Raw genomic sequence first — 20,556 nt, 5'->3', positions numbered from 1 at the left:
CCCCCGGTTTTCCCCCCCCCCCGGGGGCCCGGCGCCCGGCTTTCGGCCCAACCCCCCCCCCACGGCAACGACACGTCCGTGGCGATCACGAATGATCGTGAGTGGGCGGGCGTTCGCCGCCCTGGCATGGGATGCGGTGCGCGGGCGGAAGGTGGTCACCGGCGCGGCGCGTCGACCGCGTCCCTACTTCGCGGCGGGCTGCTGGTCGATGCGCACCAGGTTGCCGGAGGGGTCGCGGACGGCGCAGTCGCGGGGGCCCCACGGCTGGTTGGTCGGCTCCTGCACGATCTCGGCGCCCGAGGCGCGCACCTTCTCGAAGGTGGCGTCGAGGTCGTCGGTGTGGAAGTGGACGCCGTTCATGGCGCCCTTGGCGACGAGCGCGGTGATCGCCTCGCCGTCGGCGGGGCTGCCGGCCAGGTAGTTCGTGAGGACGATCTCGACGCCGGGCTGGGTGGCCGAGCCGACGGTGATCCAGCGGAAGCCCTCACGGGCGACGTCGTTGCGCAGCTCGAGGCCGAGCGCGTCGCGGTAGAAGGCCAGGGAGAGGTCCGGGTCCTGAACCTGGACGAAGCAGCGGGCAAGAGTGAGATCCATGTCCGCAACGCTAGGGGGCTGGCGTCGCGCGTGCTTCTCCGATCCTGCTCGGACCACGGCTGGGGCGGGTGAGGTCCTTGGCGACGCAGCCCGGCACGTTCGCGAGCGCGCTGTGGTCCCGGCTCCGATAGGCCGTCGGCGTCTCGCCCACCAGCTCGGTGAAACGCGCGCTGAACGAGCCGAGCGACGTACACCCGACCGCCATGCAGACGTCGGTGACCGACATGTCGCCGCGGCGCAGCAGCGCCTTCGCCCGCTCGATCCGCCGCGTCATCAGGTAGGAATAGGGCGTCTCCCCGTATGCCGCGCGGAACCGCCGGGAGAAGTGCGCGGTCGACATCAGCGCGGCGCGGGCGAGCGCGGCGACGTCGAGCGGGCTCGCGTACTCGCGGTCCATCAGATCGCGGGCACGCCGAAGGTGCGCGAGGTTGGCAAGCTCCTCCGGCGTCACGAACGCCAGCGTAACAACGCAGGCGCGACACCCCGCTGATCGTGCTGCCGCCCGCCCCGGGGCTCGCGATGCCCGTCAACCGGAGAGTCCGCCCCATCCCGGCAGGCCGAATTGAGGCTCCGACCCGCCCGTCCGCCCCAGTCTCACCCGCCCCGACGAAAGCCACCCTGCCCCAGGCAGGGCGCTCAACGCCCGATGTAGGAAGCCAGGTGCTCGCCGGTGAGGGTGGAGCGGGCGGCGACGAGGCCGGCGGGTGTGCCCTCGAAGATGATCCGGCCGCCGTCGTGGCCGGCGCCGGGGCCGAGGTCGATGATCCAGTCGGCGTGTGCCATGACCGCTTGGTGGTGCTCGATGACGATGACCGACTTGCCGGCGTCGACGAGCCGGTCCAGCAGGCCGAGCAGCTGCTCGACGTCGGCGAGGTGCAGGCCGGTGGTCGGCTCGTCGAGGACGTAGACGCCGCCCTTGTCTGCCATCCGGGTGGCGAGTTTGAGGCGCTGCCGCTCGCCGCCGGACAGCGTCGTGAGCGGCTGGCCGAGGCTGAGGTAGCCGAGCCCGACGTCGGCGAGCCGGCCGAGGATGGCGTGTGCGGCCGGCGTGCGCGCCTCGCCAGCGCCGAAGAACTCCTCGGCCTCGGTCACCGGCATCGCGAGCACCTCGCTGATGTCGCGGCCGCCGAGGTGGTAATCCAGCACCGACGCCTGGAACCGCTTCCCCTCGCACTCCTCGCAGGTGGTGGCGACGCCGGCCATCATCGCCAGATCGGTGTAGATGACGCCGGCACCGTTGCAGGCGGGGCAGGCGCCCTCGGAGTTGGCGCTGAACAGCGCCGGCTTCACGCCGTTCACCTTCGCGAAGGCCTTGCGGATCGGGTCGAGCAGCCCGGTGTACGTCGCCGGGTTGCTCCGCCGCGAGCCGCGGATCGGGGTCTGGTCGACCGACACCACCCCGTCCCGCCCGGACACCGAGCCGTGGATCAGCGAGCTCTTGCCCGAGCCCGCCACCCCGGTGACGACGACCAGCACGCCGAGCGGGATGTCGACGTCGACGTCCCGCAGGTTGTGGGCGTCGGCGCCGCGGACCTCCATCGCGCCCGACGGCGTGCGCACCGACGACTTCAGGGAGGCGCGGTCGTCCAGGTGCCGCCCGGTGAGCGTGCCGCTGGCCCGCAGCCCTCCGACGGTGCCCTCGAAGCAGACGGTGCCGCCCGCCGTGCCGGCGCCGGGGCCGAGGTCGACGACATGGTCGGCGATCGCGATCACCTCCGGCTTGTGCTCCACGACCAGCACGGTGTTGCCCTTGTCGCGCAGCCGCAGCAGGAGGTCGTTCATCCGCTGGATGTCGTGCGGGTGCAGCCCGATGGTCGGCTCGTCGAAGACGTAGGTGACGTCGGTCAGCGACGACCCGAGGTGGCGGATCATCTTGGTGCGCTGCGCCTCGCCACCCGACAGCGTTCCCGTGGCGCGGTCGAGCGAGAGGTAGCCCAGCCCGATGTCGGTGAACGAGTCGAGGGCGTGCCTCAGCGCAGCGAGCAGCGGCGCCACAGTCGGCTCGTCGAGGCCGCGCACCCACTCGGCCAGGTCACTGATCTGCATCGCGCAGGCGTCGGCGATGCTGATCCCGCTGATCTTCGACGACCGGGCCGCCTCGGACAGCCGGGTGCCGCCGCACTCGGGGCAGACGGTGAACGTCACCGCCCGCTCGACGAACGCGCGGACGTGCGGCTGCAGGGACTCGATGTCCTTGGAGAGATGCGACTTCTGGATCCGCGGGATCAGCCCTTCATAGGTCAGGTTGATGTTGTCGACCTTGATCCTGCGGGCCTCGCCGTACAGGAACTCCTCGCGCTGCTTCTTGGTGAACCTGGCGATGGGTATGTCGGCCGGCACCACCGCGGCGAAGATCCGCCCGAACCAGCCGTCGGCGCTGTAGCCCGGCACCGTGATCGCGCCCTCGGACAGCGACTTGCTCTCGTCGAACAGCTGCGAGAGGTCGATGTCGGACACCGATCCCATGCCTTCGCAGCGGGGGCACATGCCGCCGATGCGGTTGAAGGTCGCCTTCACGGTCTTCTTGGCGCCGCGCTCGACGGTGATCGCGCCGCTGGCCCGGACCGAGGCGACGTTGAAGGAGAACGCGTTCGGCGAGCCGGCATACGGCGTGCCGAGGCGGCTGAAGACGATCCGCAGCAACGCGTTGGCGTCGGTGGCGGTGCCGACCGTGGAACGGGGGTTGCCGCCCATCCGCTCCTGGTCGACGATGATCGCCGTCGTCAGCCCCTCCAGCAGGTCGACCTCCGGGCGCGCCAGCGTCGGCATGAAACCCTGCACGAAGGTGCTGTACGTCTCGTTGATCAGCCGCTGCGACTCCGCGGCGATCGTGCCGAACACCAGCGAGCTCTTGCCCGAGCCGGAGACACCGGTGAACACCGTCAGCCGGCGCTTCGGGATCTCGATGCTGACGTCCTTGAGGTTGTGCTCGCGCGCGCCCCGCACCCGGATCAGATCGTGGCTGTCGGCATAGTGGCCGTCGGCATCGTGGTTGGCGACGCGCGGCGCGGGTGACCGCGGGTCAGTCCTCGTGGCCGTGCTCATCGTCTCCATGGAGGTCACGCTAGCCACCGCTCGGCGGTCTGTGCTTCTCGATTCCTGACCGATCTGGCCTACCTGTCTCGTGGCGCACGACAGAATTCCGCCGTCCGCCGGGACTAGCGTCGTGCCCAGGTCACGGGAGCGGCCGCGGCCGGAACCGGAGGGAGCGGGCGGGATGGAGCTGCGCGAGGCGATGCGCACGTCGGGGGCCGTGCGCAGGTTCACCGACGAGCCGGTGCCGGACGAGGTGCTCGCGCGGGTGCTCGACGAGGCCAGGTTCGCGCCCAGCGGTGGCAACACCCAGCCGTGGACGGTGATCGTCCTGCGCGACCCGGAGATCCGCCGGGCCATCCGCGACCTGGTGGTGCTCGGCTGGCGCGAGTACCGCGCGCAGGTCCAGGCCGGGGTGCGCCCGTTCGCGCCGGGCCCGGACGGCCGCTGGCACGGGCCGGCGATCGACCTCGCCGAGGCGGCGGCCACCCCCGCGCCGATGTCGTTCGTCGACAGCCTCGACGAGGTACCGGTGCTGCTGGTCCTGTGCGCGCGGCTCACGGCGCTCGCCGTCATGGACGTGGACCTGGACCGGCAGAGCATCATCGGCGGTGCCTCGGTCTACCCGTTCGCCCAGAACGTGCTGCTCGCGGCACGGGCCGAGGGCCTGGGCGGCGTGCTGACGACCTTCCTCGCCCGCCGGGAGCCGGAGGCCGCCAAGTTGCTCGCCGTCCCGCCCGACCACGCGATCGCGGCCGTCATCGCCCTCGGCCACCCCGAGCGGCGGGCCACGAAGCTCACCCGCCGCCCGGTCGAGGAGTTCGCCCGCCTCGACACGTTCAACGGCGACGCCTTCCCCGGTCCCGCGCCGGCCGGACCCAAGTCCTGACTGACAGCCGGGACTGACGGCCGGGACGAGACCGGGAACGCGGAAAGCGGCGACGGCGCCGGGCCAGGGAGCATCCCGAGGTCGGACGGTGGATCAGCCCGTGGAGGTGCCGTCGGTGTCGGCCGGCTTGGGCTGGGGGGTGAGCAGCGGGGAACTGGTGTTGGAGGGCCACTGGGGGCGGTAGTAGCCGCGGAAATGCAGCTCGCCGCCGCGCAGCTCACGGATCGTCAGGAAGTCGCCCTTGTAGCCACGGTGGTCGTAGGGCGCGAACGTGATGTACGCGCCGGGGCCGCCGTTGGTGCACGGCATCCACTTGATCTTCTCCAGCCCGAGCCGGACCTGCTCGGGCGTGGGGATCGCGGCGTTCGCGATGCCGTGGATCGCGGCGCGCGCGGTGTCGTAGCCAAGGGCCACGACGACGTTGCGGGTGACCCGGCCGAACCGCGCCTCGAAGCGGCGGGTCATCGCCTCGTAGTTCGGGTTCGCGCCGTCCTCGCCGAGCTGGTCGACGCCGTGCCAGCCCTCCAGGCCCTCGGCCCAGGCATTCGAGTTCGAGTAGAACATGAACGCGGTGCCCATGAACCGCGGCGGATCCCAGTCGAGGGCCTTGAACGCCGCGGCGAAATGGAAGGTCGAGTAGCCGTACCCCATATAGACGATGGCCTCGGCGCCCTGGGCGCGCATCGTCTCAAGCTGCTGCTGGAGGTTCTTCGGGTTCGGGCCGAGGCTGACCTCCTTGACGATCTCGACGCCGACCTGCTGCGCCGCCGTCCGGAAGAAGTCCGAGTAGTGGTCGCCGGACGAGCCCTTCTCCCAGAAGAAGCCGACCTTGGTGTGGCCCTGCTGCGCGCACCAGTTCGCGCCCATCACCGACTCGGTCGGGATGTCGCCGTTGGCGACGGTGAAGCAGTAGTCGCCGGCGAACTTGACGCTGCCGGTCCAGCCGATGCACGAGACGCCCGTGCGGTTGGCGGTGTCCTGCAGGTTCAGCGAGTTGTCGGAGATCATCGGGCCGAGCACGACGACACAGCCGTCGTCGACCAGCTTCTGGTATCCCCGGCGGACCTTGAAGTAGTTCTCCCTGGGCAGCCCGCGCGCGTCGACGGTGCGGATCTCGACCGGCCGGTCGTAGACGCCCTCGTTGAGCGCGTCCTCGACGGCGAGAATCGTGGAGTCGACCCAGTCGGACTGCAGCTGCCCGAGGTCCATGTCGACGAGGATGCCGATCTTCACCGGCTCGAACGGGTCGCCCTGGGTGACCAGGCCCCGCGTCGGCGGGTAGACGACGATCGACTCGACCGCCTTCTCGCCGATCCGCCCGCCGCCCTCGTACCAGCGGCCCGCCGGGTCGTTGTAGGCGATGGTGTCGGTCCCGCGCTCGACCGTCGAGACCGCCCGGTCCGGCTGGGCGATCCCGTGATCCACCGGCGCGGGGAAAAGGCGCTCGGCATACCGCCCGGCGTCCTTGTCCTGCTCAGGCCGGCCCTGGCCGGGTAAGCCCTGCTCGCTCATCCGAGACTCCTCGCCGCTCGCGCGCCGTCGCCGCCGCCGCGCGGACCAGCGAACGATCGTTCAACCCAGAGAACCACTGCTCAGCGGTACGTCTACCACCGCCACCCCGGCTGGGCAAGAAATCCCTGTCCGGGCGTCAGGGGTGCGCGTGGCCGGACTATTGAGCTAACCTTCTTGACCTGGGACATGGTGACCTCGGGCACACCGCCGGCTCTGGATGTGCCAGCGCCTCGCCCAGTTGAGGGAAGGCCGAGATGATTCGGGGTGTCCATCACGGGAAGGGCGGTCGATATCACTGTGGGTGACACTCATTTGATCGCGTCTCGGCCTCCGGTTGGGACTACTAGTCCGAGCGGAGTGGCCCGGAACGGCCGTGGCGCGGCCGTCGGCGGTGAGGTCGGCGGTGACACAGCTCTTCGCCCTCAGACCGAGGGAGTGCCGTTCGCGCCGCGGACGCCGCTCACCGAGCCGTTCTGGGCGGGCTGCGCACGCGGCGAACTGCTGTTCCAGCGCTGCGCGGCCTGCGCAACCCCCGGATTCCCCCCGGCTGAGGCCTGCCGGGCCTGCCTGTCGCGCGATCTGTGCTGGGAACGTTCCGCGGGCCTCGCCACCCTCTACAGCTGGACGGTCGTGCACCGCCCGGTGAGCCCCGCCTTCCGCACCCCGTACGCGCCGGCCATCGTGACCCTCGACGAGGGCTACCAGCTGATGACCTGCCTGGTCGGCCTCACGGTCGTCGAGATCCGCCCGGATCTGCGCCTGCGCGTCGCGTTCCACTCCGTCGTCCCCGCGGCCTCCGCCGCCCCGGACGCGGGGAGCCAGCCGACAACGACGCTTCCCTACTTCGAACCCGCCGGCCGAGCCTGAAACGGGAGACCAGCCGCATGAAGCCAGAAGACCTGATCCTGGTCAGCGTCGACGACCACATCGCCGAGCCGGCCGGCATGTTCGACGCGCACGTCCCGGCGAAGTACAAGGACTTAGCCCCGCGCGTCGTCGACGAGCCCGACGGCGTCCAGCAGTGGTACTACGGCACCCAGCGCGGCCGTAACCTCGGCCTGAACGCGGTCGCCGGCAAGCCGCCGGAGATGTTCAACGTCGACGCCAGCCGCTACGACGAAATGCGGCCCGGCTGCTACGACGTACACGAACGGGTCCGCGACATGAACGCCGGCGGGCAGCTCGCCGGGCTGAACTTCCCGAACTGGACCGGCTTCTCCGGCCAGGTCCTCAACCAGGGCACGGACCGCGACGTCAACCTCATCATGATCAAGGCGTACAACGACTGGCACGTCGACGAGTGGTGCGGCGCCTACCCGGACCGGTTCATCCCCTGCGGCATCCTGCCGCTGTTCGACGTCGACGAGGCGGCGAAGGAGCTGCGGCGGCTGGCCGGCAAGGGCTGCCACGCCGTCACCTTCTCCGAGAACCCCGAGGCGCTGAAGATGCCGAGCCTGCACAGCGGCTACTGGGGCCCGCTGTTCCGCGCGGCCAGCGACTCCCGCACCGTGCTGTGCCTGCACCTCGGCTCGGCCTCGCGATCCCCGATGTTCTCCTCCGACGCCCCGGCCAGCGTCAACATGTCCGGCTCGTCGATCGCTTCGATCTACTCGTTCCTGGAGCTGGTCTGGGCCGAGTTCTGGGCCGACTTCCCGGACCTGCGGTTCTCGCTGACCGAGGGCGACATCGGCTGGATCCCATATTTCCTGTGGCGCAGTGAGCACGTCCAGCGCCGCCACTCCGCCTGGACCCGGCCGTCCTTCCCCGCCGGGATCGACGGGCCGGCGGACATCTTCCGCAAGCACATCCTGACCTGCTTCATCAGCGACACGGTCGGCCCGCGCCTGCTCGACTGGTTCGACGTCGGCAACGTGTGCTGGGAGTCCGACTTCCCGCACTCCGACTCCAGCTGGCCGAACGCCCCCGAGGACGTCATCGCCAACCTCGGCCACCTGCCCGACGACACCGTCAACAGGATCACCCACGAGAACGCCCTGCGGCACTTCCAGTTCGACCCGTTCGCGACCCGCCCGCGCGAGCGGGCCACCGCTGGCGCGCTGCGCGCCGAGGCGACCGACGTCGACGTCGTCACCCGGGTCGGCCGTCTCGCCAGCGAGCGCGACCTCCAGGCGTGGAAGCGCCTCACCACACGCACGTCACCGTCGTTCCCCTCCGCGCCGGCCGCCCCCGGCGCTTCTCAGGCGTAGGGGCGGGCCCGGTGTCACACGACGCCCCCGCCGAGGCACCCGCTGACGCGTCAGCCGGCGTGTCCGCCGACGCGTCGGCGCGGTCGGCTCTCGGGCCGCTCGCCGGCGTCCGCGTCCTGGAACTGGCGACGCAGATCGCCGGGCCCTACTGCGGAAAGCTGTTCGCCGACGCCGGTGCCGACGTGGTGAAGGTGGAGCCGCCCGGCTCCGGCGACCTGATGCGCGCCTGGTCCGCGTCGGGCTCCCGCCCCGTCGGGGACGGCGCGCTGTTCCGCTTCCTCAACACCTCCAAGCGGTCCGTCGCCGTGGACCTCGACAGTTCGCGGGTTCGCGCCCTGGCCGCCGCCGCCGATCTCGTCATCGTCGGCGGTGCCCTCGCCGGCGGCGGAACCCCCGGCGGCGGGACCTCCACCGGTGAAGGGATCTTCACGGGTGGTGGCCCGGGCCCGGCGGCTGTCCGGCGCCTGCACGCCGACAACCCGCGCGCCGTCGTCCTGTCGATCAGCCCGTTCGGCCTCACCGGGCCGTGGGCGGGCGGCGGCCGGCAGCAGGGGCCCCAGTCGAGCGCGGAGGCACTGGACGGAGAAACGCTGGACGGGGCGGCGTTCACCGAGTTCCTCCTCCAGGCGCTCTGCGGATCCACCGCCGGCCGGGGCGAACCGGACGCCGCCCCGCTGCAGGCCGGCGGGCGGATCGGCGAGTGGGCGTCCGGCGTCTACGCCGCCGTCGTCGGGCTCGCCGCGCTGCGCGGCGCCCGCCGTGACGGCGTCGGCGACCTGGTCGACATCTCGATGCTCGAATGCATGACGATCATGATGGGCGGCCTTTCGGTCGTCGGGCCGACCATCATGGGCGGCCCGAAGCCAGGCATCCCCGGCGCACCCGGCCGCATCCCCGAGACGCCGTCGATCGAGCCGACGAAGGATGGCCTGGTCGGTTTCTGCACCATCACCGCGCAGCAGTTCCAGGACTTCCTGGTCCTCATCGAACGGCCCGACCTGCTCGGCGACCGCGACCTCGCGCTGCTGCCGCGCCGGCACGCCCGCCGTGCCGAGTTCCACGCCGCCGTGCACGCCTGGACCACCCGGCACACCACCGAGGAGATCGTCGAGTTCGCCGCCGCCCTGCGCATCCCGGCCACCCCCGTCGGCACCCCGGAGACCGTGACGACGATCGACCAGTTCACGGCCCGCGGCGTGTTCGTCCCCAACCCCCGCGGGGGCTTCCGCCAGCCCCGCACCCCCTACCGCGTGGGCGACTTCGGCGGCCGGCCGCTCGCCCCGGCCCCCACCCTCGGCGAGCACACCGACACCGCGCGCTGGCCCGCCGCCGACGGTCCCGCCGCCGACGGTCCCGCCGCCGACGGTCCTGCCGCTGACGGCCTGGCTCCTGACGGCCTGGCTCCTGACGGTCCGGCTGCCGACGGTCCGGCCGCCGGCGCGGCCGAGCCTGTCCGCCCGGCGCGGCCGCTGCCGCTGGACGGGCTGCGGGTCCTTGACCTGACCGCGTTCTGGGCCGGCCCGTCGGCGACGATGCTGCTCGGCTCGCTCGGCGCTGACGTCATCAAGGTCGAGGGGGTGTCCCGCCCCGACGGCATGCGGTTCGCGGGCGGTAAGCCGCCGACCGAGCCGAGCTGGTGGGAATGGGGCACGATGTTCCTCGCCACCAACGCCAACAAGCGTGCGGTCAGCCTGGAACTGTCCTCCATGGAGGGGTTCGACCTGGCCCGGCGGCTCATCGGCGCCTGCGACGTGGTCATCGAGAACTTCACCCCCCGGGTGCTGCCCAACCTCGGCCTCGACTGGGAGACGGTGCACGCCGCGAACCCGTCGGCCGTGCTCACCCGCATGCCGGCGTTCGGGCTCGACGGGCCGTGGCGCGACCGCACCGGCTTCGCCCAGACGATGGAGCAGGCCAGCGGCATGGCCTGGCTGACCGGGACCGCGGACGGCCCGCCGGTGATCCCGCGCGGCGCCTGCGACCCGATCGCCGGCCTGCACGCCGCGTTCGCCACCCTGGTGGCACTGGCCGCCCGGGACCGCCCGGACGGTGACGGCTCCGGCGCGCTGGTCGAGGCGACGATGATCGAGTCGGTTCTCAACGTCGCCGCCGAGCTGACCGTCGAGTACACGGAGGGCGGGGCGTCGCTGCGCCGCGACGGCAACCGCGGCCCGCTCGGGCCGCTGGCGGCCCCGCAGGGCGTCTACCGCTGCCCCCGCGACCCGGCCGGCCCCGATGTCTGGCTCGCGCTCGCCATTACCGACGATGCGCAATGGCGGCGCCTGTGCGCCGTGCTCGGCCGCCCCGACCTCGCCGCCGACGGGGGACTCGCGACCCTGGCCGGCCGCCGCGTCACCGCCGCCCACGATCTGGTCGACGAGGCGATCGCCGCCTGGACGGCCGCGGCGCCCGACCGGGTCACGGCCCTCGCCGCCCTCGCCACCGCCGGTGTCCCGGCCGCGCCGGTCACCCCGGCCGCCGGTCTGCTGGCCAACCCGCAGCTCGCGGCCCGCGGCTTCTTCGAGCGGCTGGCCCACCCGGTGGTCGGCGAGCACCCGATGCCCGGCGTCGCGTTCCGCCTCGCCAGCCAGCCCGGCCCGCTGTTGCGCCGCCCGGCGCCCGTTTTCGGGCAGCACGACGACGAGGTGTACGGCGGCCTGCTCGGCCTCACCCTGGCCGAGATCGACGGCCTGCGCGCCCGCCGCGTCCTTGGCGACAAGCCGGCCGGCGTATGACCGGGCCGTCGCGGGCCGCCGCCGCCAACGGCGCCGGTGCCGGTGCGGCCGATCGTGCCCGTACCGCTGACGGCGCCGCCGCGTACGAGGCTGCTGCCGCCGACGACGCTGGCGTCGTCGGCGACAACAGCACCGGCGACAACAGCACCGGCGACAACAGCACCGGCGACAACAGCACCGGCGACAACAGCACCGGCGACAACAGCACCGGCGACAACAGCACCGGCGACAACAGCACCGGCGCCGACGGCTCCGGCGCGGGGGACGGCCTGCCGACGACCGCCTACGCGGTGCTGGGGCAACTGGCGGTCGCCGACGTGCCGCTGTCGCCGGTCGAGCTGAAGACCCGGGCCGACTTCAGCCTGCGCTTCTTCTACTGGGCGCCGGCGATCAGCCACATCCGCAAGGAGCTGGCGCGGCTGGAGGCGCTGGGCCTGGTCACCGCGAGCCCGGCGCCAGGCCGCCGGATCCGGCGCACCTTCGTCCACGAGATCACCCCGGCCGGCCGCGCGGTGCTGCGTGACTGGTTGCACCAGACCGCCGACGAGGAGCCGGTGGTCATCAAGCACCCGGTGCTGCTGCGGGTGTGGCTGGGCGCCGAGACCGAGCCGCAGCGGGTCGTGGAGATCCTCGACCGTTACCTGGAGCAGACCCGGGCGGCCGTCGACGAGCTGCGCTGGGGCCGGCGCCGCGCCCAGGAGGTCCGGCTGGACAGCCGGCCCGAGCTGCGTTACTCCCGCGCCGTCGGCGACTACGTGCTGCGCCGGATGTACGCGGAGCTGGCGAACGTCGCCCAGCTGCGTGACGAGCTCGCCGACCTGCCCACCACGCCACGGCCACCGTTCGCCGGGCCGCCGCCGCTGCACGACTACGAGCACCCCGACGACCAGCGCGGGCGTGTCGACGGCGACGGCGACGAGCGCGGCCAGGACGGCGCCGGGTCGGCGGGGGAGAGGAGCTGAGCGTGGTACGTCCGCGGTCCGCCGCGATCGTCGGCATCCACAACACCACCCAGGCCCGGCGGCTGCCGGACCAGACGTCGACGGCCCTGCTGGTCGACGCGGTCGCGGGTGTCCTCGCCGATGCGGGGCTTGGCCTCGCCGACGTCGACGGCCTGTCCACCCCTGGCATGTCCGGCGGGTTCGTCTACGACCTCGGCCTCGGACCCGCCTGGCAGGGCGCCCAGCACGGCGTCGCCGCGGTGCTCGAGGCGGCCGCGGCGATCACCTCCGGTGAGGCGGACACGGTCCTCGTCGCCTCCGGAGCCGCTGGCACCTACACCGAGCGTGCCTCCACCGCCCCGTGGACCCGCCCGGAGAACGAGTTCGTCATTCCCTGGGGCATGTTCACCGCCGCCGAGTTCGCCCTCATCGCCCGCCGGCACATGACGACGTACGGCACCACGCAGGAGCAGCTCGCCACGGTCGCGGCGACCATCCGCAACAACGGCCACGCCAACCCCGCCGCGGTCTACGCGGGCCGCGGCCCCTTCACCGCCGCCGACGTGCTCGCCTCCCGGATGGTCGCGGACCCGTTCCACCTGCTCGACTGTTCGACCACCTCCGAGGGCGGCTGCGCGCTGCTGCTCACGACCGCCGAGCGCGCCGCCGACCTGCCCCGCCCGCCGGTGCACGTGCTGGCCGGCGGCGCCGACCACTTCGGCCCCAGCTACCGCTTCCCACCGGCCTGGGACCACACCGGCCACGCCCGCCGCGCCGTCGGGCCTGGAGGGGCTGGCGCGCCCGGGGCGGCCGGCGCGGATGTCCCGGTCAACGGTCAGGCCGGGCGGCGCGCGTTCGAACGGGCGCTCGCGACCGCCAGCCTGCGCCGCGACGACGTCGACGTGCTGGAGCTCTACGACCCGTTCTCGTTCGAGATCATCCGCCAGCTGGAGGCGTTCGGCTTCTGCGGGCCGGGGGAGGGCGGCCCGTTCGTCGAGGACGGCCACATCGCCATCACCGGCAGCCATCCGGTCACCACCGACGGCGGCACGATGTCGTTCAGCCACGCCGGCTCGTCCGTCCAGATGCTGCAGCGCGTCATCCGCGGCGCCGAGCAGCTGCGCGGCGACTGCGGCCCCGGCCTGCAGGTTCCCGACGCTCGGGTCGCGCTGTGCACGGCCGGCGGCGCCGGCGCCCTGTTCCTCCACCTGGTCCTGCTCGGCCTCGACCTTCCACATGTCTGAAGGGCCTCCGGATGCGCGAGGCTTCGCCATGATCGCGCGTCCTTCGGCCTGACCACATGTCTGAAGGGCCTCCGGATGCGCGAGGCTTCGCCATGATCGCGCGTCCTTCGGCCTGACCAGCGGTCCGAACCCCACGCACCCGCCCGGAGGCACCCGTGGCCACCACCCCCAACCCGACCGTCAGCGAGGCCGCCCTCGACCCGAGCCTGTTCCTGCCCGAGCCGGCACCCCGCGAGGTCCGTTACACGATCATCTCGGTCGACGACCACGTCGTGGAGCCGCCGCACCTGTTCGCCGGGCGCGTCCCGGCCCAGTTCGCGGACGCGGCGCCGCGGATCGTCGAGACGGAGCGCGGCCACCAGGTCTGGCTGTTCGAGGACCAGCGGTTCACCCAGGTCGGCATGAACGCCGTCGCCGGCCGGCGGCCCGATTCGGTGAAGGTCGAGCCGTTCCGGTTCGAGTACATGCGTCCCGGCTGCTACGACATCGACGCCCGCGTGCGGGACATGGACGTGAGCGGGGTGTGGGCGTCGGTGAACTTCCCGTCGCAGATCACCGGGTTCTGCGGCCGGGTGTTCTTCGGCGCCCGCGACCAGGAGCTGGGTCTTGCCTGCGTGCGGGCCTGGAACGACTGGCTGTACGAGGAGTGGTTCCAGGCCTACCCCGAGCGGGTCGTCCCGATGGGCATCACCCACCTGTCCGCCCCGGCGCTCGCCGTCGCCGAGATCCGGCGGAACGCCGCCCGCGGGTTCACCGCCGTCACCTTCCCGGAGCGCCCGCACAACATCGGCCTGCCGTCGCTGTGGGACCGCGGCCACTGGGACCCGATCATCCAGGCCTGCGTCGACACGGACACCGTCATCACCCTGCACGTCGGCAGCGCCGGCCTCTCGGAGAAGCCACCGGGCGCGCCCGGCCTGCAGCTCGGTTCGACGCTGTTCGGCCAGGCGTCGCTCACCGCCTGCGCCGAATGGCTGTGGTCGGAGTACCCGGCCCGCTTCCCGACCCTGAGGATCGCGATGAGCGAGGGCGGGATCGGCTGGGTCGCGATGCTGCTCGACCGCCTCGACAACATCGTCGACCGGTCCGGCTACGGCCTTGGCTGGGAACTGCGCCCCGCCGAGGTGCTGCGCCGCAACTTCTGGTTCTGCACGATCGACGACCCGTCGACGATCGACACCCGCCACCGGATCGGCGTCGAGAACATCATGGTCGAGACCGACTACCCGCACGGCGACGGCACCTGGCCAGACACCCAGCAGGTCATCGCCGACGCCTGGGGCCACATCCCGCCCGCCGAGATCCGGGCGATGTGCAGCGAGAACGCCGCCGCCCTGTTCCGCCACCCACTGCCACCGACGGTCCTGCCCGCCGACCCGGTCTGAAGGCGTTCGCGCTCAGCCCACCCCGCGAGGCGCTCTCGTCTGGCCGCCCTGTCCTGAAGGCATTCCTGTCCGGCTGTCCTGTGCTGAAAGGCATTCCCGTGATGTTCGTTCCCACCGCCGAGAAGCTGATGCCGGAGCTCACCACCCGCGAGGAGATCGCCCTGCTCGCCCGCGCCCTGTGGCGGGAGGGCTACAACGACCACCTGGCCGGCCACGTCACCGCGTTACAGCCCGACGGGACCCTGCTGTGCAACCCGTGGCTGGTCCGCTGGGACGAGCTGCGCCCCGAGCAGATCATCCGGATCGACCTGGCCGGCAACCTGCTCGAAGGCGACTGGCCGGTCCCGCTCGGCATCCCGCTGCACCTCGCGCTGCACGCCGCCCGCACCGACGTCACCTGGGCCGTCCACAACCACCCGCTCTACGGCACCGTCTGGGCGGACCTGGGCGAGATCCCGCCGGTCTACGACCAGAGCTCCGCGCTCGGCGGCGGTGGCGACCTGGTCCTCGTCAACGAGTACGAGGGCCCCGTCAACGACCTCGCCACCGCCCGCGGCGCGGTCGACGCCCTGCACGGCGGCCACCTCGCGCTGCTCGCCGGCCACGGCGTCTTCGTGCTCGGCACCTCGGCCCGGGCGCTGTTCCAGCGCGCCGTCGCGCTCGAGCAGCGCTGCCAGCGTGCCTGGCACGTCCGCGCCCTCGGCGCCACCCCGGCGCAGGTGCTGCCGGCCGGCTTCCTTAACCACATGAAGAACTCCGACGGCAACGGCTTCATCGGCTTCTGGGAGTCCGCCGTCCGCGCCGAGCTCCGCGCCGACCCCACCCTCCTCGACACCCACTGACCCTTGTCGCCTGCCTGGCCGCGCTGCTCGGCGGTTACGCCGATCGACCTTTGGTCGACTCCTGACACCCACCCGCCAAGCGGGCCCTGCCCTGCCGAAGTGGTGGAGAGAAGCTCCGCGGGGTCAGGAGCCCGCGCGGGGCGCTCTTGCCGTGGGCCGTCAGGCCAGGAGTCGTGCGGCGAGTTCCTGCCACTGCCCGATCGGCGGGGTCGCAGGTTCGGCCGTGAGGACGTAGAGGCTCACGTGGTCGGCGCCGGCGTCGAAGTGTGCTGTGACGCGGTGCGTGATGTCGTTTGCGGTCCCGCGGGCGATCAGCGCGTCGACAAGCCGGTCGTTCAGTGAGTCAACGTCTTCGAACCCCAGCTCCTGCAGCAGTGCGCGACGGTTGGGCAGCGCTGCGGCGGCGTAGGTTCGGGCCAGATCGGCTGAGTGCGACCCGGCCGCATCCAGGATGACGAACTGGGTGACGGCCAGCAGCGCGTCGGGGCCGAGCACGGCTCTGGACCTTGCGGTGCACTCGGCCGGCATGCCCATCTGGTGCGCGCCCCAGGCCCGACGGCCCGCGAGTTCGAGCATGTCGGGATCCAGCACGGACAGGATCCGACGCGGCGCACCCGACATTTCCGGAGCGGGCGGCGGACCGAACGGGGCGGCGTCCACTGCGTCCAGGTAGCCGCTCATGGTCTCCGGTGCCGGGCCGTAGAGGTGGCCGCGGACGTCGTGGGCGAGGGTGGGATGGCTTTCCCAGAGCCCGAGCAGGAAACGTCCTGGGAACGCCTCGTCGAGGGTCCGCTGCGCTGCGGCGGTGGTCACCGCGTCGCGGGCATAGATGTCGGCGGCGCCCGCGGCCACCGTGATCCGCTGGGTGGCCGACAGCAGGATCCCGGCTTGTGCCATGGCTTCCCTGCCGGTCGTCTCCGGGAACCACAGGGCTCCGTAGCCGAAGTCCTCGATCGCCGTCGCGGCGGTGCGGACGTCGGCCATCGGGTAGCTGTCGAGGTCGCCGGCCCAGATCCCGATCCGCCCGAGGTCGGGCTTCGGGCTGTTCATGCGTCCTGCTTCTCGGCGCGCTGGGCGGCGAGGAACGCGCTGATCTGGGCTCCGCCGGTCCGGGTGAGCCAGGTGCGCAGGTCCATCAGGCCGGGGTGAATCTGCCGGACGGCTGGGATGTCGGCCTGGTAGCCGCCGGCGTTGAGCCATTCGTTGGCGAACGCGAAGTCCTCGCTGACCTGGCGGACCGTCTCGATCGGGATCTGGACGTAGGGCAGCGGGCAGCCGATCTCCTCGGCGATGGCTGCGGCGATCTGCAGCGGCGTCAGCCGGTCTCCAGCCAGCTCGATCTGTCGGCCGATCCAGTCCTGCGGCCGGGCGAAGGCCAGCGCGGCGAACACGCCGACGTCGTCGACGGCCATGATCTGTTGCGGGACGTCCGGTATCAGAGGGCTGGCCAGGGTGCCGTTGTGCAGGTGGTATCCGCCGGTGTAGTTCTCCATGAACGAGACTGGCCGCAGGATCGTCGCGGGCAGGCCGAGCCCGGCGATGCGCTGCTCGATCCGCCACTTGCTCACCAGGTTCTGCGGCAGCATCTCGGTTTCGTGGCGGCCGGCACCGCTGACCGAGGTGAAGACGAAGTGCGCGATGTCGGCGGCGTGCGCGGCTTCTGCGACATTGATGCCCCAGCGGACTTCGTCTTCTGCGGTGAAGTTCGGCGCGGTGCCCGGCGAGCCGACAGTGGGCTGGACGCTGAACACGCCGTAAGCGCCCTCGATCGCGGCGTTCAGGGAGGCGACGTCGTCCATCTCGGCGCGGATGACCTGTGCCCCCGCTTTCGCCAGTGCCGCCGACCGCTCGCTGCCCGGATCGCGGGTCAGCGCCCGCACCTTCCAGCCGTCGGCCAGCAGTTGCGCCGTCACGACGCCGCCCTGCAGACCGGTCGCCCCTACCACCGCGATGATCTTTTCTGTTTGCACGATCTCTCCCGGAACTCCTGAGGGAAGGCGGGCCCGCCCGATAAGTGGGGTGCCACCCCGTTTGCTGTGGAGTACTATATGGAGGGCCACCCCGTTTAGCAATCCCTGGAGTTCCCGTGCCTGGAGGCGACACCGCACCAGCCCCGGCAGAGCGCGGCATGCGCGCTGACGCCCGCCGCAACCGCGGCCGGATCCTCGCCGCCGCCGAGGCCGCCATCGCCCGCGACGGTGTGGACGCGTCGCTGGAGGAGATCGCCCGCCAAGCCGGAGTCGGCTCGGCGACGCTGCACAGGCACTTCCCGTCCCGTCAGTCCCTGTTGGAGTCGGTCTTCCGTGGCCGGGTCGAGACGCTGTGCGCGAAGGCGGGCGACTTCGCCGCCGAATTCGACCCCGCAACCGCGCTGTTCACCTGGCTACGGGCGGTGGGGACGCACGCCGCCGCCAACCGAGGACTGGCCCCGTCCCTGATGCGCGGCGCCCGCGACGGCAACGGCGCCGGCGACCCGACGCTGGGAACCACCTGCCACACGATGATCATCAATGCCGGCGGGATGCTGCTCGATGAGGCGGTCCGGACGCATGCGGTACGTTCCGGCATCGTCATCACCGACCTGCTCAAACTCGTCGGCGCCATCTCCCTGGCCGCCGAGCTGGAACCTGATGGCGCGACCCAGGCCGACCGGCTGATCACCCTCGCCTTCGACGGCGTGCGCGCTACGCGTCCTTCGCCCTGATCCCACTGGATCCCGAGCCGGTTGGCCAAGCACGGTCAATTTTGAAGACTCATCATGGCCGGCCTCATGATCTGGTGCGATGTTCGGAGCCCTGGCTCCCACAACGCCACTAGATCACCCGCGGGACGTGCGGCGCCATCAGCCTGGTCGCGGTCGTCCTCGCCGCCGCGCTTCCGCCCGGCCGTCCCCGGACGGCGCCCGCCGTCCCCCAGCAGGCCACCGCCGTGGAGCCGGCTTCAGCCTCGTCATCTGCCCCAGGGCCTGACGGGCGTTTGCCCCGTTCAGACCCGCGGTGCCGGGTCGCCGGACCCGGCAGGCCCGGCGGGGTCGGTCGCGTCAGCGGAGTCGATCACGTCGGAGCGGCCCGCCGTGTTGGTGGGGTCGAGGCCGGCGAGGTCGTGGCGGACGCGGTCGGTGAGGTGGGGCAGGGTGCCCTCGCGCAGCCAGCGGGCGAAATGCGCGGATTCGGTGTGCGCCCGCATCGCCGCTTCGTCGACGTATTCCTCGTAGATCGCGAAAACCGTCGGATCCGTCGGCGACCGGGCGACGTGATAGGCGGTGTTGCCGGGCTCCGCCCGGGTGTGCAGGACCATTTCGCGCAGTGAGTCGGCCACCTTCTGCTCGGCGCCGGGGCGCGCCCGGTAATGCACGATGACGATGTGGCTCATAGATCCTCCGGCGGCGGATGGTTATGTGTGCGAGGCCCATCATGGACCGGCTCACCCGCTGCCGGCGCTGCCTGCCGCGGCCCGAGGCGTACACCTTAGCTTGCGGTTCTGCATGGGTCCGGTGACGGCGGACCGCTCCTACGATTGTGCTCGATCAGCGGCCGGGGCACCAGCCCCCCGCCGGCGTAGCGATCGAGAGGACGGCCGGAGCTCATGGCACCAACGGCGCCGCCAGGCCAGCACCTGGCCGTGATGTCACCGCCCGACAGCGCCTTCATCGACGTGCTGGACCCAGCCGACCTGCGGCGGGTGGTGGGTCGGGTGCCGGCGATGTCGCCGGCCGACGTCACCGCGCTGTACGACGCGGCGGCCGAGGGGGCGGCGCGCTGGCGGGACACCTCGCCGCTGGAGCGGGCCCGGGTGCTCGCGGCGGCCGCGGCCAACCTGCGCCGCCGCCGCGAGGAGATCGCCGCGGACCTGGTCGCCGAGATGGGCAAGACCCGCGCCGAGGCGAGCGTCGAGGTCGAGAAGTCCGCGGACTTTCTTGACTACTACGCGGGCCTTGCGCGTGAGCCCTGCGGCTATCTGCTCGTCGATTCCCGGCCTGGTACGCAGACAAGTGTGCGTACCGAGCCGCTCGGCGTCGTCTGCCTCATCACCCCGTGGAACGATCCGCTGCTGACCCCGGCGAGAAAGCTCTCCCCGGCGCTGGCGACCGGAAACGCGGTGATTCTGAAGCCGGCGACCGAAACGCCGCTCGTCGCCCTGCGCCTGGAACAGGCGCTGCGCGAGGCGGGCCTGCCGCGCGGCGTATTCGCGACGGTCACCGGCCGGGTGGGTGAGATCGAGGCGGCCCTGCTGGACGACCCCCGGCTCGCCGCCGTGTCGTTCACCGGTAGCAACGGCGTCGGCCAGCGGATCAAACGCCGGCTCGCGGATCGCAACGTGCGCCTGCAGACGGAGATGGGTGGCAAGAACGCCTCGGTGGTGCTCGCCGACGCCGACCTCGACCTCGCCGTCGCGACGGTCGCCGCCGCCGCGTTCGGCCAGGCGGGTCAGCGCTGCACCGCCACCAGCCGGGTGATCGTCGACCGCCTGGTCGCCGACCAGGTCGTCGACGGCCTGGCTCGCGCGGCGGCCGCGGTGCGGCTCGGACCGGGCGCGGACCCGGCGACCACCATGGGCCCGCTCGTCTCAGCCCGCCACCGCGCCGACGTGCTGGAGCACATCGGCCGGGCGCGGGCGCTGGGGGCGCGTGTCGTCACCGGCGGCGCGGCCCCGGCCGACGAGCCGTTCGCGCACGGCTGCTACGTCACGCCGACCGTCCTCACCCATGTCGACGCGACCATGGACATCTGGCGCGAGGAGGTGTTCGGCCCGGTCGTCGTCGTCCAGGTCGTCGACGGGTTCGACGCGGCGGTGGCCGCCACCAACGACTCGGCCTTCGGCCTCGCCGCCGCCATCTTCACCACGAGCCTGGCGCGGGCGCACGCATTCGCCGACCGGGCGAACACGGGACAGGTCTCCGTGAACCTGCCGACCACAGGATGGGATGTCCACATGCCCTTCGGCGGCTTCGGTGACTCCGGGTCGCCGTTCAAGGAGCAGGGCCGGGAGGGCCCGCGTTTCTACACCCGGGTGAAGACCGTCGCGATCCGCCACGGCGGCGCGCCGTGAGCGTAGGAGCAAGCGAGTGGAGTGGTCGTCCGAGGGACGAGGACGGCCGCGGAGCGAGTGCGGCGACGGAGCGAACCCGAAACACAGTGAGCGTAGGAGCAAGCGAGTGGAGTGGTCGTCCGAGG

At 72.1% G+C, this 20,556-nt stretch carries 17 protein-coding genes; 10 read left to right on the top strand and 7 right to left on the bottom strand.

What is annotated here, in order from left to right; translation table 11 throughout:
* Positions 1-183: 183 nt before the first annotated feature.
* From QOZ89_RS28095 to QOZ89_RS28085, 3 genes are all read right to left on the bottom strand, one after another.
* The gene (locus QOZ89_RS28095) at positions 184-594 is read right to left on the bottom strand and encodes a VOC family protein (RefSeq protein WP_071052801.1); all 411 of its coding nucleotides are present in this window, start codon (positions 592-594) and stop codon (positions 184-186) included.
* Positions 595-604: 10 nt separating this feature from the next.
* A complete protein-coding gene (locus tag QOZ89_RS28090) occupies positions 605-1,045 on the bottom strand; it encodes a helix-turn-helix transcriptional regulator (protein ID WP_071052802.1) in 441 nt (146 codons plus the stop codon).
* 185 nt (positions 1,046-1,230) lie between these two features.
* Positions 1,231-3,639, bottom strand: coding sequence for an ATP-binding cassette domain-containing protein (locus tag QOZ89_RS28085; protein ID WP_312626410.1), 2,409 nt, complete (start codon positions 3,637-3,639; stop codon positions 1,231-1,233).
* 172 nt (positions 3,640-3,811) lie between these two features.
* Here QOZ89_RS28085 and QOZ89_RS28080 point away from each other — a divergent pair, with 172 nt between their 5' ends.
* Entirely contained in the window at positions 3,812-4,516 is a 705-nt protein-coding gene (locus QOZ89_RS28080; RefSeq protein ID WP_071052803.1) for a nitroreductase family protein, read from the top strand.
* Between the two features lie 93 nt (positions 4,517-4,609).
* On the opposite strand, the gene QOZ89_RS28075 is transcribed toward QOZ89_RS28080, so the two are convergent.
* On the bottom strand, positions 4,610-6,028 hold the full coding sequence (locus QOZ89_RS28075; RefSeq protein ID WP_312626407.1) for an ABC transporter substrate-binding protein: 1,419 nt from the start codon (positions 6,026-6,028) through the stop codon (positions 4,610-4,612).
* A gap of 435 nt (positions 6,029-6,463) precedes the next feature.
* On the opposite strand from QOZ89_RS28075, the gene QOZ89_RS28070 reads away from it, so the two are divergent.
* The 7 genes from QOZ89_RS28070 (at position 6,464) to QOZ89_RS28040 (ending at position 15,382) form a co-directional block, all read left to right on the top strand.
* Positions 6,464-6,895, top strand: a complete 432-nt coding sequence (locus QOZ89_RS28070; RefSeq protein WP_312626405.1) for a Zn-ribbon domain-containing OB-fold protein — start codon at positions 6,464-6,466, stop codon at positions 6,893-6,895.
* Positions 6,896-6,912: 17 nt separating this feature from the next.
* The gene (locus QOZ89_RS28065) at positions 6,913-8,235 is read left to right on the top strand and encodes an amidohydrolase family protein (RefSeq protein WP_071052806.1); all 1,323 of its coding nucleotides are present in this window, start codon (positions 6,913-6,915) and stop codon (positions 8,233-8,235) included.
* Between the two features lie 11 nt (positions 8,236-8,246).
* Entirely contained in the window at positions 8,247-10,970 is a 2,724-nt protein-coding gene (locus QOZ89_RS28060) for a CaiB/BaiF CoA transferase family protein (RefSeq protein WP_312626403.1), read from the top strand.
* Positions 10,967-11,932, top strand: a complete 966-nt coding sequence (locus tag QOZ89_RS28055; RefSeq protein WP_312626401.1) for a PadR family transcriptional regulator — start codon at positions 10,967-10,969, stop codon at positions 11,930-11,932. Before QOZ89_RS28060 ends, QOZ89_RS28055 begins: the two co-directional genes overlap by 4 nt.
* A gap of 2 nt (positions 11,933-11,934) precedes the next feature.
* The gene (locus QOZ89_RS28050; RefSeq protein ID WP_198543530.1) at positions 11,935-13,155 is read left to right on the top strand and encodes a thiolase family protein; all 1,221 of its coding nucleotides are present in this window, start codon (positions 11,935-11,937) and stop codon (positions 13,153-13,155) included.
* A gap of 155 nt (positions 13,156-13,310) precedes the next feature.
* Positions 13,311-14,540, top strand: a complete 1,230-nt coding sequence (locus QOZ89_RS28045) for an amidohydrolase family protein (RefSeq protein ID WP_312626399.1) — start codon at positions 13,311-13,313, stop codon at positions 14,538-14,540.
* A gap of 101 nt (positions 14,541-14,641) precedes the next feature.
* Complete coding sequence (locus QOZ89_RS28040; protein ID WP_241842255.1) at positions 14,642-15,382, top strand: class II aldolase/adducin family protein; 741 nt, start codon at positions 14,642-14,644, stop codon at positions 15,380-15,382.
* A 159-nt stretch (positions 15,383-15,541) separates the two neighbouring features.
* Here the strand turns inward: QOZ89_RS28040 and QOZ89_RS28035 are convergent, their stop codons facing one another.
* Complete coding sequence (locus QOZ89_RS28035) at positions 15,542-16,432, bottom strand: LLM class flavin-dependent oxidoreductase (protein ID WP_071052809.1); 891 nt, start codon at positions 16,430-16,432, stop codon at positions 15,542-15,544.
* Positions 16,429-17,454: an NmrA/HSCARG family protein gene (locus QOZ89_RS28030; RefSeq protein WP_198543531.1), complete on the bottom strand. Its 1,026-nt coding sequence runs from the start codon at positions 17,452-17,454 to the stop codon at positions 16,429-16,431. Before QOZ89_RS28030 ends, QOZ89_RS28035 begins: the two co-directional genes overlap by 4 nt.
* 56 nt (positions 17,455-17,510) lie before the next feature.
* On the opposite strand from QOZ89_RS28030, the gene QOZ89_RS28025 reads away from it, so the two are divergent.
* Positions 17,511-18,086 carry a TetR/AcrR family transcriptional regulator gene (locus tag QOZ89_RS28025; protein WP_071052810.1) on the top strand — a complete coding sequence of 192 codons (576 nt, stop codon included), beginning with the start codon at positions 17,511-17,513 and terminating at the stop codon, positions 18,084-18,086.
* Positions 18,087-18,367: 281 nt separating this feature from the next.
* Here QOZ89_RS28025 and QOZ89_RS28020 read toward each other — a convergent pair whose 3' ends face one another.
* Positions 18,368-18,754: a putative quinol monooxygenase gene (locus QOZ89_RS28020; RefSeq protein ID WP_083418348.1), complete on the bottom strand. Its 387-nt coding sequence runs from the start codon at positions 18,752-18,754 to the stop codon at positions 18,368-18,370.
* Between the two features lie 213 nt (positions 18,755-18,967).
* Between QOZ89_RS28020 and QOZ89_RS28015 the strand changes: the two genes are divergently transcribed.
* On the top strand, positions 18,968-20,431 hold the full coding sequence (locus tag QOZ89_RS28015; RefSeq protein ID WP_071047796.1) for an aldehyde dehydrogenase family protein: 1,464 nt from the start codon (positions 18,968-18,970) through the stop codon (positions 20,429-20,431).
* Positions 20,432-20,556: the final 125 nt, after the last annotated feature.

Origin of the sequence: Pseudofrankia coriaricola, from assembly GCF_032027725.1 — a bacterium.
Classification (GTDB): Bacteria; Actinomycetota; Actinomycetes; order Frankiales; family Frankiaceae; genus Pseudofrankia.
The sequence above is the reverse complement of the archived record's forward strand: the minus strand, read 5'-3'. Positions and strand labels throughout refer to the sequence as shown.